General features: G+C 65.7%; 11 protein-coding genes. 5 read left to right on the top strand and 6 right to left on the bottom strand.

Annotation, left to right across the window (positions count from 1 at the left end; all coding sequences use genetic code 11):
• The first annotated feature begins 186 nt into the window (after nt 1-186).
• Nucleotides 187-2259 (top strand): methionine--tRNA ligase, encoded by a 2073-nt coding sequence (gene metG / locus B2246_RS25355; protein ID WP_035884727.1) that lies wholly within the window; start codon nt 187-189, stop codon nt 2257-2259.
• 73 nt (nt 2260-2332) lie between these two features.
• Here the strand turns inward: metG and bamE are convergent, their stop codons facing one another.
• Genes bamE through B2246_RS25340 form a run of 3 tightly spaced genes read right to left on the bottom strand, consistent with a single transcriptional unit; the run spans nt 2333 to nt 9041 of the window.
• Nucleotides 2333-2881 carry an outer membrane protein assembly factor BamE domain-containing protein gene (gene bamE, locus B2246_RS25350; protein WP_008651770.1) on the bottom strand — a complete coding sequence of 183 codons (549 nt, stop codon included), beginning with the start codon at nt 2879-2881 and terminating at the stop codon, nt 2333-2335.
• Nucleotides 2882-2931: 50 nt separating this feature from the next.
• On the bottom strand, nt 2932-7116 hold the full coding sequence (locus B2246_RS25345) for a translocation/assembly module TamB domain-containing protein (protein WP_286881638.1): 4185 nt from the start codon (nt 7114-7116) through the stop codon (nt 2932-2934).
• Complete coding sequence (locus tag B2246_RS25340; RefSeq protein WP_035884725.1) at nt 7116-9041, bottom strand: autotransporter assembly complex protein TamA; 1926 nt, start codon at nt 9039-9041, stop codon at nt 7116-7118. Before B2246_RS25340 ends, B2246_RS25345 begins: the two co-directional genes overlap by 1 nt.
• 157 nt (nt 9042-9198) lie before the next feature.
• On the opposite strand from B2246_RS25340, the gene B2246_RS25335 reads away from it, so the two are divergent.
• The 3 genes from B2246_RS25335 (at nt 9199) to panC (ending at nt 11322) form a co-directional block, all read left to right on the top strand.
• Nucleotides 9199-9390: a DUF3460 family protein gene (locus B2246_RS25335; protein WP_011517343.1), complete on the top strand. Its 192-nt coding sequence runs from the start codon at nt 9199-9201 to the stop codon at nt 9388-9390.
• Between the two features lie 22 nt (nt 9391-9412).
• Nucleotides 9413-10318, top strand: a complete 906-nt coding sequence (locus tag B2246_RS25330; protein WP_011517344.1) for a segregation and condensation protein A — start codon at nt 9413-9415, stop codon at nt 10316-10318.
• A 161-nt stretch (nt 10319-10479) separates the two neighbouring features.
• Nucleotides 10480-11322 carry a pantoate--beta-alanine ligase gene (gene panC / locus B2246_RS25325; protein WP_035884724.1) on the top strand — a complete coding sequence of 281 codons (843 nt, stop codon included), beginning with the start codon at nt 10480-10482 and terminating at the stop codon, nt 11320-11322.
• Nucleotides 11323-11426: 104 nt separating this feature from the next.
• Here panC and B2246_RS25320 read toward each other — a convergent pair whose 3' ends face one another.
• On the bottom strand, nt 11427-12608 hold the full coding sequence (locus tag B2246_RS25320) for a PepSY-associated TM helix domain-containing protein (RefSeq protein ID WP_035884723.1): 1182 nt from the start codon (nt 12606-12608) through the stop codon (nt 11427-11429).
• Between the two features lie 135 nt (nt 12609-12743).
• On the opposite strand from B2246_RS25320, the gene B2246_RS25315 reads away from it, so the two are divergent.
• Nucleotides 12744-13319: a GNAT family N-acetyltransferase gene (locus B2246_RS25315; RefSeq protein WP_035832483.1), complete on the top strand. Its 576-nt coding sequence runs from the start codon at nt 12744-12746 to the stop codon at nt 13317-13319.
• Here B2246_RS25315 and B2246_RS25310 read toward each other — a convergent pair.
• Nucleotides 13291-13953, bottom strand: a complete 663-nt coding sequence (locus B2246_RS25310; RefSeq protein WP_035884722.1) for a ParA family protein — start codon at nt 13951-13953, stop codon at nt 13291-13293. The two genes, B2246_RS25315 and B2246_RS25310, sit on opposite strands and share 29 nt — an antisense overlap.
• Nucleotides 13954-14081: 128 nt before the next feature.
• Nucleotides 14082-15533, bottom strand: a complete 1452-nt coding sequence (locus B2246_RS25305) for a cobyric acid synthase (protein ID WP_035884838.1) — start codon at nt 15531-15533, stop codon at nt 14082-14084.
• Between the last annotated feature and the right edge of the window lie 194 nt (nt 15534-15727).

The following is a 15727-nucleotide window of genomic DNA, read 5'->3' as shown; positions in this document are numbered from 1 at the left end:
GTTTCCGGGCTGTTTTCGGCGATATTCGCCCCAATTCGGCCCAAGTTCGCCCCCCGTTCGCGCCCAATCCACACGCAAACCGCGCACCGACGCGGGGCAATTGCTAAAATAGCGCCTTTACCCCCGTGCCTCCTGCCGGTCACCGCCGGCGCTCCTGGCGCAAAACCCCTCTGAACGGCTCTTTTCATGACAGCACGCCGCATCCTCGTCACTTCCGCCCTGCCATATGCCAACGGCCAGATCCATATCGGCCACCTGGTGGAGTACATCCAGACCGACATCTGGGTGCGCTTCCAGCGCATGATGGGCAACGAGGTCAATTACGTGGGCGCCGATGACACCCACGGCACCCCGGTCATGCTGCGCGCCGAAAAGGAAGGCATCACCCCGAAGCAGCTGATCGACCGCGTCTGGACCGAACACAAGCGCGACTTCGACAACTTCCTGGTGTCGTTCGACAACTACTACAGCACCGACGCCGAAGAAAACCGCCAGCTTTGCGAGAAGATCTACCTGGCCCTGAAGGCCGAGGATCTGATTACCGAGCGCGACGTCGAGCAGTTCTACGACCCGGTCAAGAACATGTTCCTGCCGGATCGCTTCATCAAGGGCGAGTGCCCGAAGTGCGGCGCCAAGGACCAGTACGGCGATTCGTGTGAAGTTTGCGGCACAACCTATGTCCCGACGGATCTGAAAAATCCGTACTCTGTGGTGTCCGGGGCAACGCCGGTGCGCAAGTCGTCGACGCACTTCTTCTTCAAGCTGTCCGACCCGCGCTGCGAAACGTTCCTGCGCGAGTGGGTGGCCGATCTGGCCCAGCCTGAAGCCAGCAACAAGATGCAGGAATGGCTGGGTGCCGAAGGCGAAGCCTCGACGCTGTCCGATTGGGACATCTCGCGCGACGCCCCGTACTTCGGCTTCGAGATCCCCGGCGCGCCGGGCAAGTATTTCTACGTGTGGCTCGATGCCCCGATCGGCTACTACGCGAGCTTCAAGAACCTCGCCGAGAAGCGCGGCATCGATTTCGACGCCTGGGTCGGCCCGCACTCGACGGCAGAGCAGTACCACTTCATCGGCAAGGACATCCTGTACTTCCACACGCTGTTCTGGCCGGCGATGCTCCGCTTCTCGGGCTATCGCACCCCGACCAACGTGTTCGCGCACGGCTTCCTGACCGTCGACGGCGCCAAGATGAGCAAGTCGCGTGGCACGTTCATCACCGCGCAGAGCTATACCGATACCGGCATGAACCCGGAATGGCTGCGCTACTACTTCGCCGCCAAGCTCAATGCGAGCATGGAAGACCTGGACCTGAACCTGGACGACTTCGTCGCCCGCGTGAACAGCGACCTGATCGGCAAGTACGTGAACATCGCCAGCCGCGCCGCCGGCTTCCTGGTCAAGCGCTTCGACGGCAAGGTGAACGAGGCCGCGCTGGCCAACCCGCTGCTGGAGCAACTGCGCCAGGCCGCACCGCAACTGGCCCAGTACTATGAAGGCCGCGAGTACAGCAAGGCACTGCGTCTGGTGATGGAACTGACCGACGCGGTCAACGCGTTCGTCGACACCAACAAGCCGTGGGAACTGGCCAAGGACGAAAGCAAGCGCGATGCGCTGCACGCCGCCTGCTCGGTGTCGCTGGAAGCCTTCCGCCTGCTGACGATCTATCTGAAGCCGGTAGTGCCGACCATGGCCGCTGGCGTCGAGCGTTTCCTGAACGTCGATCCGCTCGACTGGCGCGCCATCGACAAGCAGCTTTCGGCCGACCGCCCGGTGCAGCCGTACCAGCACCTGATGACGCGCGTGGATGTCAAACAGATCGATGCGCTGTTGGCAGCAAACCGCGACTCGCTGCAGGCTGCAGCGCCGGCCGCCGAAGCTGGCGCAGCAGGCGCCTCGGCCATCGAGCCGGTTGCCGACACGATCACGATCGACGACTTCGCGAAGATCGACCTGCGCGTGGCGAAGATCGTGGCGTGCGACAAGGTCGAAGGTTCGAACAAGCTGCTGCAGTTGACGCTGGACCTGGGCGAAGGCAAGACGCGCAACGTGTTCTCGGGCATCCAGTCGGCCTACACGCCCGAGCAACTCGTGGGCAAGCTGACCGTGGTGGTGGCCAACCTGGCACCGCGCAAGATGAAGTTCGGCATGTCCGAAGGCATGGTCCTGGCTGCATCGGCCGCGGATGAAAAGGCCAACCCGGGTCTGTACATCCTCGAACCGCACAGCGGCGCCGTGCCCGGCATGCGTATCCGCTAACCGGTAGCCGCCTCCCGGCCCGCGTGCCGGCGGTCTCCCCGATCGCCGGCACCACCTCCCCCCTCAGACCTGGTTAGCCGCCACCCATCTTCGAAGGATCGTCACTCCGCGACGTCGTGGTAACGATACCGTCGTTGTTGAAGTGGACGTTGAAGAACGCGCGTTCGGTCGGGTTCTCATACCAGCGGTATCCCCACACCTCTTCCTGCTTCAGCGCGAACGCCTCGACCTTGGTCGGCTTGCCGAGCATCCGTCGGATCTGGTCCTTGTTCATGCCGGGCCGCACCTGCGAGAACGACTCGGCGGACAGCACCTGTTCGATCTTGCGCACGGTACCGTCCGGGCCCGTCGTCACCATCCAGGTGGTGGTGCCTTCCGGGCCACGCGGGTACTCCAGCCGGCGTCCGCCGTCTGCCTCTTCCCACACGATCTCGGGCTTGCCGGCCTGACGGCGCACATCTTCCTCGGTGGACTTGCCGATCTCGATGCCCTTGAACAGCAGGCTGTCGGGCTTCACGCTGTTCCACGTGCCGCGCGCGGCGTCGCCGGCCTTCTTCATGGCTTCGTCGACCTTCTGCTGGTCGCAACCAAACAGGGCAAGCAGGCTGGCTATCAGTCCCATGGCGGCAAGGCGTCGGCGTGACGCGTCAGTGAGTCGGAGTTTCATGGATGTCATTGCTGGGTAGCGTCGTCCTGGGCTTCGGCGGGCTTGCCCGTATCGGGAGCTGAGGCTGCGGCGGCCGCCGCGGCCGATGCGGCTGCCGCCGATGCTGCCTCGGCGGCGCGCCTGCCGGAGCCGCCACCGCCGGAGAACAGGTTACCCCAGTTGTTGAAGCGCCGGTTGAACAGCACCGAGAGCCCGTTGATCGAACCGCCCTTGGCAAGCAACGACCATCGTTGCGAGAAGGCCCAGGTCAGCTTGACCACGTTGGATGCCGATGTCAGGCTCTGTTCGTAGCCCACCGATATCTTGTCGGTCACGGCCTTGCCGACGCTCACCACCTGCGTGTCGCTCAGGCCAGCCGTGCTCGGTCCGATCGAGAATTCATCGATGCCGAAGTGCGACACCACGTTTTTGCCGGCCTTGCCGCCAATCATGCCGAGCGCCGCACCGCCGAGCGCCCCGCCGCTCAGTTGCTTCTGCTGGCTCGCCCCGGCGCCCTCGGCGCCGTAGCCGAACATCAGCCATGACAACTTGTCCTCGTCAGGCACGTTCGGCTCCGATACCAGCCGCACGCGCGGCAACCGCACCGTTCCCGTCACCTCGACACCGGCCTCCACCTCCTGGTTGCGGCGCATCGCGCGGATATTCATGCCCGGGTTGTCTACCGCGCCGTTGAAGTTGATATAGCCGTACTCGATTTCCAGCTTGCGGCCGAAGGCCTCGTACGTGCCGGTTACCACTCGAACCGTTCCGGTGGCGCGCATTGGCGTCAGCGGTTCGCTGCGCACGCCAAGCTGGCCGGCCAGCAAAAGGTCGGCGCCGGCGCCACGGAAGCGGAAGTTGTCACCCAGATCCACGGCAAGATCGATCAACGGGCTGAAACGACTGGCTGGCTTGGTCTCGGGTGCCTGCGTGGCGGCCGTCTTCACTTCGCGCTGGTCGCGCCTGCGCACCACCACGACATCGTCGCCAAGCACCGGTGCGCCGGCCTTGGGCAGGTCGAACAGGCCTCGGTCGACGCGGAACTTGCCGCGAATCGCGATCTTCCGATTCTCGTTGGCAATGCCGGCTTCGCCGGACACGATCAGCGTGCGCTCGGGGCTGGCGAACAACTGCAGCTTGTCGGCCACGATCTTGGCCGTCAGGTTCGGATCAGCCTCGCCGAGCTTGACCGCGCCTGTCGCCGTCACCGTGCCGTCGCCACCACGGAAGCGCACCTGCTTGAGTTCCACCGTGTTCTGGTCCAGCGCGATCTGCACCACGCCATCCGTCAGGCGGATGCCCAGGTCGTATAGCGTAACGGCGATGTCGCTGCCATCGACCGTCCCGGTCAGCAACGGACTGCCGACCGAGCCGCCCAGGCGCACCGCGGCAGCAATCTTGCCGTCGTACGCGAACTGCGGCCCGCTCAGGGCCTCCAGCGATTTCAGGCGTGGAATGTCGGCGGTCACCGTGCCAGCCAGCGTGGACGCCGACCCAATCGTCAGCAGACCCTGCTCGCTGATCAGCCCCGCCGACGCATCGACGTCGAGCTTGCCGATCCGCTGCGAGGTGGTGCCGCCACGCAGCGTCATGCGATTGCCGACGAACTCCGCCCGCAGCGCGGTTTCGCCCAGGCCGAGCGTGGCCCAGCCGCGACCCGCATTGACCGAAACGTCGCCGCTGCGGCGGCGGATTTCGGCAAACCCGGTCGCGGTCTCGGCGAGGTTCAGGTTCCACTTGCCGTCGAGCACGAGATCCGACCGCATCGGTGGCGGCTCGCCCGTCAGCGCCTGCAACACCTCCAGCACATGGGCCACCTGCACGCCGTCAAGGTTGCCCTGCGTGTGGATGCGCCCGTGATCAAACTCGAATCCGTCGATACTCAGCGTCGAGCGGTCCAGCACCAGCCGGGTCTGGCCGAGCCGGATGTGCTGGTCCGCCACCAGCAACTGCGTCGGCGCGGCCAGTCTGAGATTGACGGTGCCGCGTTCCTCCAAGGTGTGAATCGTGCCGTTCCAGCCCTGATCGCCCCGCCATGCGCCCTGCCCGGCCAGTGTCAGTTGCATGGGGTGCCCATGCAACGAGCCGGCGGCCTTCACGTCGAAGGTGTGATTGACTTGCGTGCCGGAAAGGTTGGCGTCGAGCGTGCGGAGGCTGGCCTGCGGGCCACTGTAGTCACGCGCGCTAAGCTGCGCCGACAGCGTGCCATCGAGCCCACCACGCAGTTCCGCATGGCCGCTGGCGCTCGCCACCTTGTGCGGGCCGATGACCAGCGACTGGGCGCTGTAGTCGCCAACGATCTCGGGGCGCTTGAGCGTGCCCGTGATCTCGGCATCAAGCTTCGCCCGGCCCGCCACACCGAACTTGAGCCGATCGAGTTGCGGCGCGTCGACGTTGACCTTGAGCCGGTCTCCACGCGCGCCAAAGCTGCCACTCAGGTTGACCTGGTTACCGGCCATCAGCAGCGACGCCTCGCTGGGCAACAGGCGTTCGCCTTCGAGCCGCACCTTGCCGCTGCCGGTCATCGGCAGTCCTGCGTACTCGCTCTCCTTGAGCCCGAAATCGACCGCCACGCGCAACACCTTCGCCAGCGATCCGGTCGTCGAGAAATCCGCATTGATGCGCCCGGGCGCCACCTTGGCCAGCCGCGCGGGGTCGAAGTCGGCCAGTTTGCCCTTGAAGCTGAACGCCTGCTCGTCCTTGAGGCCGAGCTTGCCGTCGGCGGTCAGCGTTCCGCTGCCGAGCCCGGCTCGCAGTGTGGATAGCGTCACCGCATCCTTGTCGACGCTCGCGTTGGCAAAGAGCTTGATGTCGCCGCCCGACACATCCAGGGCCACACTCTGGCGTCCCGGTTCGAGGCGCAGGCTCACGGGGCCGGACAAACTCGTCGGCATCAGGCTCGTGTAGAGCGCGGCCACGTCAAGCCGGCGCACATCGAGGTCGAAGCCGCCGCGCCCATCATGCAGCGATCCCTTGCCGACGATCTCGGCCTTGCCCAGCAGCGCGATGCGAAGGTCGCTCAGAATCTGCGTCGCCTCGCTGAGTTCGACGCGGGCCTGCACGCTCTGGACAGGCAGGCGTTCCTTGTCTAGCGGCCCTGGTTCGAGGTTGTTCACGGTCACTTCGCCCGCCACGGTCAGCGGCGCGGTCGCGCTTGACGCGGGCTTCGCGGACGCGCCGCTGGCTGGTGGCGGTGAAGCAGATGCAGATGCAGGGGCAGGGGCAGAAGCTGAAGCACGGGCAGAAGCAGGGGCGGCTGGCGCTGACACGGAAGCAGCCGGGGCCACCGGACGCAGGTCCGCATGGACACTCAGATTCGCCTGCGGCGCGGTCGCACTGAACAGTCGTGGATTGATGCGCTCGCCGTCCACCATCAGATGCGTGAATGGCACCTCGCCAAACGGCGTCACATCGGCACTGGCACGGGCACGTATCCGGTCGCCGTTAGCTTCGACCTGCGCGTGCAGCGTCTCCAGCGAGCCATCGACACGCGCGGTCATCTCATACGACTCATCCTGCCAGCGGCCCTCCGCCAACGCCTCGACGGTCAGCGCGAACGGCTTGCGGCCGGCGATCTGACCGTTCGCCTGCAACTTGCCGTACGGTGTGACCAGTCGATCGATCACGATGCGGTGACGCTGCCCGTCCGAATGCACCGCGCCCGACAAGCCCGACAGCACCAGCGGACTCGACGTAGCGGGCGGGCCCTGCAGCAGCGACAGTTCGCCCAGCGTGAGGGTGTCGATATCGATCGCGAGCGGCAACTCGAGCGTCGCCGGCATTTGCGCGGGCGGCGTGTTGGGTTCGGAAGCCGGCAGTCGGGCGTCGATCTTGCCCACGCGCAGCCATTCCACATGCAGCCGCATCGGCGACCATGTCATCTTCCATCTGCTGTCGATACGGTCAATCGCGACGCGCGTGTCGCCGCTGGCGTACACCACGTCATGCAGACGCAGCCCGCTCGCCACGGTGCCACCATCGAACTGCCCGGCCAGCATTCCAGCCGACAGCCGCGTGGCCAGCCCCCAGAGGTGGCGCGTACCGGTTTCGTTATGCAGCGCGAACGCGGCCGCGCCGATAACCGCGATCGCCAGGAACACCAGCAGGCCGACGATCCATGCCAGCACACGCCACACGCGGCGGCGAGGACGTAGTGGTCGCGGCGCATTCGGCGTCTCGCGCGGGACAGGGGGCATGTCCGGGATACTCATCAGAACGCCACTCCCAATGAGATATGCGGACGGAACTGCTTCTGCTGGATGCCGTAACCGACATCGAGCTGCACCGGGCCCACCGGGCTGCGCCAGCGCGCGCCCACGCCGACGCCGTTATAGATCGTGACACCCTTGATGCTGTTCGACGCTGTACCCGCGTCCCAGAACACGGCGAAACCCCAGTCCGGCTTGAACCAGTGCTGGTATTCGAGGCTGCCGGTGCCCAGGTAGCGCGCCGGCACCACGGCGGCGCCCTCGGGCGTGCCGATCGACTGGAAGCTGTAGCCGCGGATCGAGTCGGTACCACCGGCCCGGAACCGCAGCGACGCCGGCACCTGCGCCGGATCGGCCTTGGTCAGATCCGCGCCGAGTTCCAGGCGGGCCACGAACAGGTCGCGGTTGCCCACGGGCATGTACTGCCGGATACGGCCATAGAGACGCAGGAACGTGGCATCGCTCAGGAAGCCCTTGCCCGCCACGCCGATCTGCGTGCTGATCACGTTGCCCCGGCGCGGAAACACGGGGTTGTCCACATCGCGGCGCGTCCAGGCGAACGCCGGCACCAGTGCCTTGGAGATCTGCGCCGGTTCCCCGAACGGCAACAGGTTGTCGTAGTAGAAATCCAGCGAGAACGTGGTGTCGTACTTGTCGCGCGAGCGCGAGCGCTTCAGACCCGCGCGCCAGCTCGTCAGATCGGTGCTTTCGACGTCGATCGTGCGTTCGTAGCTGCCGTAGATACTGTTGCGGAAGGTACGCGTGTCCGGCGGCATCGCCGTTTCCAGATAGGCGTACTGGCGCTTCTGTTCGATGCTGAGCTGGGAGTCGAACACCCACGCGCGATTGAACAGGTTGTAGTAGGAGTACCGTCCGCTCACCTGCGCGCCAGTGTCAGTCGTGTAACCGACGCCGGTATTGAGGCGATGCAGCGGTTGCTCGCGCACCCGCACGCGCACTGGGGTCGTGATGGTATCGGGCTGCGTGGCCTTGGTGGTCTTGGTGGTCGTCGTCGCGCCATCGGCCTCGGTCGCGGCATCGGCGGCAGTCCCTGCTTCGCCCTTGGCCTCGGCCACGGCATCGGCCGGCTCCAGCAGGTCGACCTGCACGTTCGAGAAATAGGGCTGGTTCTGGACCGCGCGCTGCAGTTCGAGCAGCCGCTCCACGCGATATGGCTCGCCAACGTTCAGCGGGTTCACGTTGCGGACGATCTGCTCCGGATAGCGGCGTGTGCCCTCGATCACCAGCGGCCCGAGCATATAGGCCGGCCCGCTCTCATACCGGGCGGACAGATCGGCGGCCTGTTCGTCGGGTTCGACCCGCGCGCGCGACGCGGCCAACTTCGCACCATAGTAGCTGCGGCTCTGCAGCGTCACGAGCGCGTCTTCCTTGGCCTTGTCCCAGGTGGACTGCCGGAACGGTTCGCCAACGGGCAATCCCCACTTGGCGCGCATCTGCTCCACCTGCTCAGGCGACTGCGTGGCGGCCGGGCCGGTCACCTGCACATCCACGGCGCGGATCAGCGTGCGCGCGCCGGGATCGACCGAAATGTGGACCACCCGTTTGTCGCCCTCACCTTCCACGGTGGCCTTGGTCACCGGATCGAACCAGCCCTCGGTGGACGCAAACTGGCGCACCTGGTCGTCCACGGTCTCCACCATGTACTGGAACTGGTCGTCGGAAATGTCGGTGCGATCGGTGTAGCGGGCCAGATCGAGGTGTTCCTGCAGGATGCCCTTGAGCGCATCCGGCGCGTCGATCTCCACCTTGTAGGCCGCCTTGGCGGCATAGCCGAGGGATGCGTGCAGGGCCAGCAGGAGCGTCAGGACGAGCCCGGCCAGACGCGCAACCCGCCCGGCACTCCGGTGGCTAGTCGGCGTCCTGCCAGCAGCGACCATTCCGGCCAGGTGGCCCAAGTCAATCCTCATCCTGTCGGTGTCTACCCGCAAAGTCGCTATTTGACCACACCGCCGCAAGGGCCACGTCAGTCCGACACCAAATTTCAAAATTCTTTTAGCGGCCTCCAATACGGTAAAATCCAGCCCCAACATCCCTAACGCCGCCCAGAGGGCACAAGGTTTCACCATGGCCATGTACGAATCGGATATCACCCAGTTCCTGAAGACGCTCAAGCAGGAGCGCCCGTCCCTGGACGCTGAACAGCGCGAAGGCCGTGCCCTGCTGTGGGACAAGGCCCCGATCGACCTGGAGGAGCGCGCTCGCGCCGACGCGTCGCGCGTGGCCCAGAAGCCGTACGTGTACGCCTCCGAGAACTGATCTCCCCGCCGGGACGCCCCCGATGCACCCAAGCGATCCGCAGGAACAGGCCGCGCAGGAAAAGCTGAGCCTGCCGGTCGAACTGCCCAGCGTAGCTGGTGCCGGTTCCGCCACCAGCGCCGCCGACATGGTCGACGGCCTGGCGTTCGCGCGCCTGTATGGCGAGCCGCTGTTCAAGCTGCCGCAGGACCTGTACATCCCGCCAGACGCGCTCGAGGTGTTCCTGGAGGCCTTCGAAGGCCCGCTGGACCTGCTGCTGTACCTGATCCGCAAGCAGAACTTCAACGTGCTGGACATCCCGATGGCCCAGGTGACGCGTCAGTATCTCTCGTACATCGAGCAGATCCGCAAGCGCAACCTGGAACTGGCCGCCGAGTACCTGCTGATGGCGGCGATGCTCATCGAGATCAAGTCCCGCATGCTGCTGCCGGTGAAGAAGGCCGACAGCGACGAGGAAGCCGAGGATCCGCGTGCGGAACTGGTGCGGCGTCTGCTGGAATACGAGCAGATGAAGCTGGCCGCCCAGCGCCTGGACACGGTGCCGCAGCTCGGCCGCGACTTCCTGCGCTCGCAGGTATTCATCGAGCAAAGCCTGGCGCCCCGCTTCCCCGACGTGGAAACGCTGGACCTGCAGTCCGCCTGGGCCGACGTGCTCAGACGCGCCAAGCTGAACCAGCACCACAAGATCTCGCGCGAGGAACTGTCCGTGCGCGAGCACATGAGCCAGATCCTGCGCCGGCTGCAGCACGCGCGCTTCATGGAATTCAGCGAACTGTTCGAAGATGCGATCCGGTCCGGCAAGGGGGTGCCCGTGGTGGTGGTGAACTTCATCGCCATGCTCGAGCTCTCGCGCGAATCGCTGGTCGAGATCACGCAGGCCGAGCCGTTCGCGCCAATCTATGTGCGATTGGCGTACACGCCCGCGTAGACTTACCCGGATATCGGACAATACGAAGGGCGTCGCGCGGCCTGAAGCCGCGATGATGCTCTACAATCCGCCGACAGCCCGGCCGACGTCTGCCATGAGAGCCAGGCACGGGTGAAGTCCGACTTCGGGACGCTCCCCTACCACGACCGCACACGACATTCATGAAAGTCATCTCCTCCATCCAGGCGCTGCGGGACCAGTTGCGCGGACAGAACCGCGTCGCTTTCGTCCCGACCATGGGTAACCTGCACGAAGGCCACCTGTCGCTGATGCGGCTGGCCCGCCAGCATGGAGACCCCGTGGTGGCGTCGATCTTCGTCAACCGCCTGCAGTTCGGCCCGAACGAGGACTTCGACAAATACCCGCGCACGCTGCAGGACGACATCGAGAAGCTGCAGAGCGAAGGCGTCTACGTACTGTTCGCGCCGACCGAGTCGGACATGTATCCGGTACCGCAGGAGTACCGCGTGGACCCGCCGCATGACCTGGGTGACATCCTCGAAGGTGAATTCCGCCCGGGCTTCTTCAAAGGCGTCTGCACGGTGGTGATGAAGCTGTTCTGCTGCGTGCAGCCGCGCGTGGCGGTGTTCGGCAAGAAGGACTACCAGCAGTTGATGATCGTGCGCCGCATGGCCAAGCAGTTCGCGCTGCCGGTGGACATCATTCCGGCCGAAACCATCCGGGCCGAGGATGGGCTGGCCCTCTCGTCGCGCAACCGCTACCTCGGCGAGGCCGAGCGCGCCGAGGCGCCGGTGCTCTACAAGACGCTGCACGAAGTGCGGGACACCGTGCTGGGCGGCGATGGCGTGGACCTGCTGGCCGTCGAGGCCGACGCGCTGGCCCGCCTGCAGGCCCGTGGCTGGAAGCCCGACTATGTGTCGATTCGCAAACAGGACAACCTGCAGCCCCCGACCCGCGAGGAATTCGCGGCCGGCGCCCCGCTGGTGGTGCTGACGGCGGCCAAGCTCGGCGCTACCCGGTTGATCGACAACCTGGAGATCTGAGCGCGAATCTGAACGCAAGAGCGATCCGACCCCGCAACAAAAAAAGCCTGCGCACTTGCCGCAGGCTTTTTGCTTCTTGAACTGCTTCTTGAACGGCTGAACCCTCAGGCCCGCCGCAGCCGTTCGCGCTCCAGATGCCGGCGATGGCCGCTGCGGCGCTTCCACCAGATCAGCACGCCGGTCACCGCGAATGCCAGCGGCACCAGACCGAACACGGTGATGAACGCGCGCCCCCAAGAGCCAAACGCCTCGCCCGTGTGCAGCGGGAACAGCCAGTTGATGATGGTATCGCCAGACGCCGCGTTGCGTGGATCGCGCACGGCCAGCGGGCGGCCGGTGTAGGCGTCGAGCCAGAGCCGCGTGGCCCCGGTATCGGCACGTACCTCGCCTTCCTGGCGCAGGCGTACCTCATAGGCGTCGCCGGGCTTGCGCGGCAAGCTGATGCGCGTCACTGCCGCATCCGGGAACTGCTTCTGCGCCGCTGTCATCGCCTGAGCCGGCGTGATGGCATGCGTGCCCTCCGGGGCCGGATCCGAAACCGGCTTGATCTGCGGGCTCAGCGTCGCAACGCTGGCGATGATCGGCGTGACCCACTTCGGCAGGTTCAGGTACCAGCCGGAAAACGCGATGGTCGCCAGGATCGGCGCCACGAAGATCCCGCCCGCACGATGGCTCGTGTAGATGAACCGCGACCACGAGCCGCCATGCGTGATGCGCACCGACTGCTTCAGCGAGCGCCACTTGAACTTGGGCCACCACAGCACCACGCCCAGCAGCACGCTGATGAACAGCATCATGCCGGTCACGCCGGTGATCGTCTTGCCCGTATCGCCGGACAGCAGGTAGCGGTGGAGATGGAAGACCGTAGGCATCAGTGCCTGCCGCGAAAGCCCCGGCACGCCCCACAGTCGCTCGCCCTTTACGGCCAGCGTGATCGGGTCGATCATCACCTGGCGGAAGCGTCCGGGGCCGGCCTCGGGCCCCTTTATCGGGTAGTACACTACGAACACGTCGTGCTCGTCGGTGGGCAACATCAGCAGGTTCGGCTTGCCGAAGTGAGGATCGGCCATCAGCTTCGCGGTCACGGACTCCACCGTGGCGGCCCCCACCGGGATGCGTGTGGCGGATACGGCCTGCAGCAGGTCCGGATTCAGCCACTTGTCGATCTCGTCACGCCATGAGATGGCGGTGCCGGTCAGGCCCATCAGGATGAAGAGCACGCCAAAGACCAGGCCAATATATAGGTGCAGTTTTACGAAAAACGTGCGCAAACGACCGGAGAGCATTGTAGGATTTGTAGATGCTTGCACGAGGCGCGCAAGGCACTTCAGAAAACAGTCAGAATGCCGCCTGGCGCAAGCCTTCGCAAACGCAAATGCGAAAGATTCGCGATTCTAGCAGCGCAAACCCGTCACCGCCCCATGACGCCCAGTTCCATGCCCCATCAGATCGAACTTGTTCAGGCGACGCCAGCCGACGTAGCGCTGATTGCCACCATGCACGCCGAGAGTTGGCGCGACACCTATGCCGGCCTGATACCCACCGAGTATCTCGAACAGCACACGCCGGCGGAGCGCCTCGCCACTTGGCGCGCGCGGCTGGTGGACGGCGCGGAGGCACCGCTGGAAGTCAATATCCTGCTTGTGGATGGTCAGGCCGCCGGTTTCGCATGTCTGATGCCGCTGGCGGAGCCGGGCTACGGCATTTATCTGGATAACCTGCATGTGCGCAAAACGTATCACGGACACGGCTACGGCAAGCTGCTGCTCGCGCATTGGGCCGACTACACGGCGCGCCGGTGGCCCGGCAAGCCGCTGTTCCTGTACGTGCTGGACGGCAACACATCGGCGCGGGAGTTCTACCGGCGCCTGGGAGGCGTAGAGTCGGACAGCTTCGACGACCCGTTTCCGGGGACCGACATCATGGTAACGATCCGCCGCGTGACCTGGAACGAGGTGCCAGTACTGGTCAGCCGGTTGCGGTCGTCCCCTCGGTAACGACGTCGCCCTTGCCGTCGAGCCAGCGCAGGATCGGCTGCCATTGTTCCCAGTCGCGCGCCACGCGCGACGGCGCCACGTCCCACAGCGTCAGGCCGTGCGCGGCAAGCTGGACGTAGTTCTGTGTATCGCGCAGGTAGCCAAGCACAGGCAGGCCCAATCCTTCGACAAAGCGCTGGAGTTGTTCGGCTGCGCGGGTACGCACGTCCACGCGCATACCGATCACACCCACCGGCACCTCGCCGTGCCGCACGCGCTTGTCACCGGCCAGCTTGGCCAGGAAGTCCTGCGTGGCCAGGATGTCGAACATGGACGGCTGCAGTGGAACCACCACGCGGTGCGCCAGTTTCATGACATCGGCGTAGCGCCAGCCATGCAGGCCGGCGGGCGTGTCCAGCACCACGTGCGTGGTGCCCTTCGGCGGACGGGCGATATTGTTGGCGTCGATGTCCCAGGTCGAGATCGGCGGCGCCGATTCAGGCCGCAGGTTCAGCCAGGCGCGTGACGACTGCTGACGATCGGTATCGCCCAGCATCACGGCGTGCCCATGGCGGGCGAAGTATCCGGCAAGGTTGGTGGCCAGCGTGGTCTTGCCCACACCCCCCTTTGGATTGGCGATCACGACTACCGGCATGAAAGTCCTCCAATGTCCGATTGGGTGCCATGAACGACAACAAGACTCTCGACTTCACCGGGCGCACGGCGTCATGGCAGGCCGCCCCGACTCTCCGACAACTCCGCAAGTGTAGCGTGCCGCCCGGGCTAACGACCCAGCGGCGCGAATAGCGCCCCCAGATCGAGATTGGCGGCCAGGCTGTCGGCCAGCCTGTCGAGCGACGCCTCGCGCAGCGCATCGAGGTCGACGCCTTCAGCCTGACCGAGCCCGGCCCAGCGCAGCAGCGCGCCGCACGCGGCGGGATCGTCGAACAGGCCGTGGACGTAGGTCGCCAGTACCTGACCATCGTCGGATCGGGCGCCGTCCGGTCTGTCACCCTCAAGCCACAGCGCTGGCCGGGCCAGCGCCGGGCCCTCGGTAACCCCGAGGTGAATCTCGTAGCCGCGCACCGTCGCGTCATTGCCATCGGCAAGCCGCCCCGCCACGCGCCGTAACTGCTTTTCTGGCGCCAGCGTGGTTTCGAAATCGAGCAGCGCGAGGCCGTCGCTCGTGCCCGCGGGCCCCTCCCTTCCATCAGGGTCGTGAATACTCCGCCCCAGCATCTGCATGCCACCACAGATGCCGATCAGCTTGCCGCCATAACGCAGGTGCCGCCGCAACGCGCGATCCCAGCCATTGGCACGCAGGAAGGCCAGATCCGCGCGCACGCTCTTGCTGCCCGGCAGGATCACGAGATCCGCAGGCGGAATCGGCATCCCCGGGCCGATGAACTGGAGATCGACGCCCGGGTGGGCTCGCAGCGCGTCAAAATCTGTATGGTTCGAAATCCGCGGCAGCACCGGGACGATCACACGTAGCACTTCGCTCCCGCCCGCCTGCCCGGCCACCTGGGCGCTGACGATCGCATCCTCGGCATCGAGGTGCAGGCCATGCAGATACGGCAGCACCCCGAACACGGGTTTGCCGGTTCGCGCCGTGAGCCAGTCCAGCCCGGGTTCGAGCAGCGCGATATCGCCACGGAAGCGGTTGATGATGAAACCGGTCACGCGTGCACGCTCTGTCTCGGACAGGCAATCGAGCGTGCCGACCAGGTGCGCGAACACGCCGCCCCGGTCGATATCGGCCACGATCACCACCGGGCAGTCCACGCGCTCCGCGAACCCCATGTTGGCGATATCGCGATCGCGCAGGTTCACTTCCGCCGGACTGCCCGCGCCCTCCACCAGCACCACGTCGTACGCCTGCGCCAGCCGCTGATGGCTTTCCAGCACAGCGGCCATCGCCCGTGGCTTGTAGTCGTGATAGGCACGCGCGTCCAGATCCATCCGCGCGCGGCCATGGATGATGACCTGCGCGCCAGTATCGCTGCTGGGTTTGAGCAGGACGGGATTCATGTCGGTATGGGGCGCCAGTCCGGCAGCCTGCGCCTGCAGCGCCTGCGCCCGGCCGATTTCGCCACCATCGACGGTCACCGCGCTGTTCAGCGCCATGTTCTGCGGCTTGAACGGCGCCACCGGCACCCCGGCCCGCGCCAGCACCCGGCAAAGGCCGGCCACGACGGTGCTCTTGCCCGCGTCGGAAGTGGTGCCCTGGATCATCAGGGTGCCGTGCAGGGCACGCCCAGCCGGGAGGAAATCGGTTCGGGAAGCAGGTTCGTCGCGCATCGCGCGATTATCGCAGCATCGTCCTGGCGCGCGGGAGGTCTGGCGCACCAGTCTGCAAGATCGATGCGGACGGCTACAATACGTCGCATGAAGACCAAGGCCATCGCCCAGGCACTCAACATCTCGCC

This window comes from Cupriavidus sp. UBA2010, assembly GCF_002335265.1.
In the GTDB taxonomy this organism is placed as follows: domain Bacteria; phylum Pseudomonadota; class Gammaproteobacteria; order Burkholderiales; family Burkholderiaceae; genus Cupriavidus; species Cupriavidus metallidurans.
The sequence above is the reverse complement of the archived record's forward strand: the minus strand, read 5'-3'. Positions and strand labels throughout refer to the sequence as shown.

Coding starts and splice junctions, on each gene's coding strand:
- metG (WP_035884727.1), top strand. CDS start 187: ATGACAGCACGCCGCATCCTCGTCACTTCCGCCCTGCCATATGCCAAC.
- bamE (WP_008651770.1), bottom strand. CDS start 2,881: ATGGGACTGATAGCCAGCCTGCTTGCCCTGTTTGGTTGCGACCAGCAG.
- B2246_RS25345 (WP_286881638.1), bottom strand. CDS start 7,116: ATGAGTATCCCGGACATGCCCCCTGTCCCGCGCGAGACGCCGAATGCG.
- B2246_RS25340 (WP_035884725.1), bottom strand. CDS start 9,041: ATGAGGATTGACTTGGGCCACCTGGCCGGAATGGTCGCTGCTGGCAGG.
- B2246_RS25335 (WP_011517343.1), top strand. CDS start 9,199: ATGGCCATGTACGAATCGGATATCACCCAGTTCCTGAAGACGCTCAAG.
- B2246_RS25330 (WP_011517344.1), top strand. CDS start 9,413: ATGCACCCAAGCGATCCGCAGGAACAGGCCGCGCAGGAAAAGCTGAGC.
- panC (WP_035884724.1), top strand. CDS start 10,480: ATGAAAGTCATCTCCTCCATCCAGGCGCTGCGGGACCAGTTGCGCGGA.
- B2246_RS25320 (WP_035884723.1), bottom strand. CDS start 12,608: ATGCTCTCCGGTCGTTTGCGCACGTTTTTCGTAAAACTGCACCTATAT.
- B2246_RS25315 (WP_035832483.1), top strand. CDS start 12,744: ATGACGCCCAGTTCCATGCCCCATCAGATCGAACTTGTTCAGGCGACG.
- B2246_RS25310 (WP_035884722.1), bottom strand. CDS start 13,953: ATGCCGGTAGTCGTGATCGCCAATCCAAAGGGGGGTGTGGGCAAGACC.
- B2246_RS25305 (WP_035884838.1), bottom strand. CDS start 15,533: ATGATCCAGGGCACCACTTCCGACGCGGGCAAGAGCACCGTCGTGGCC.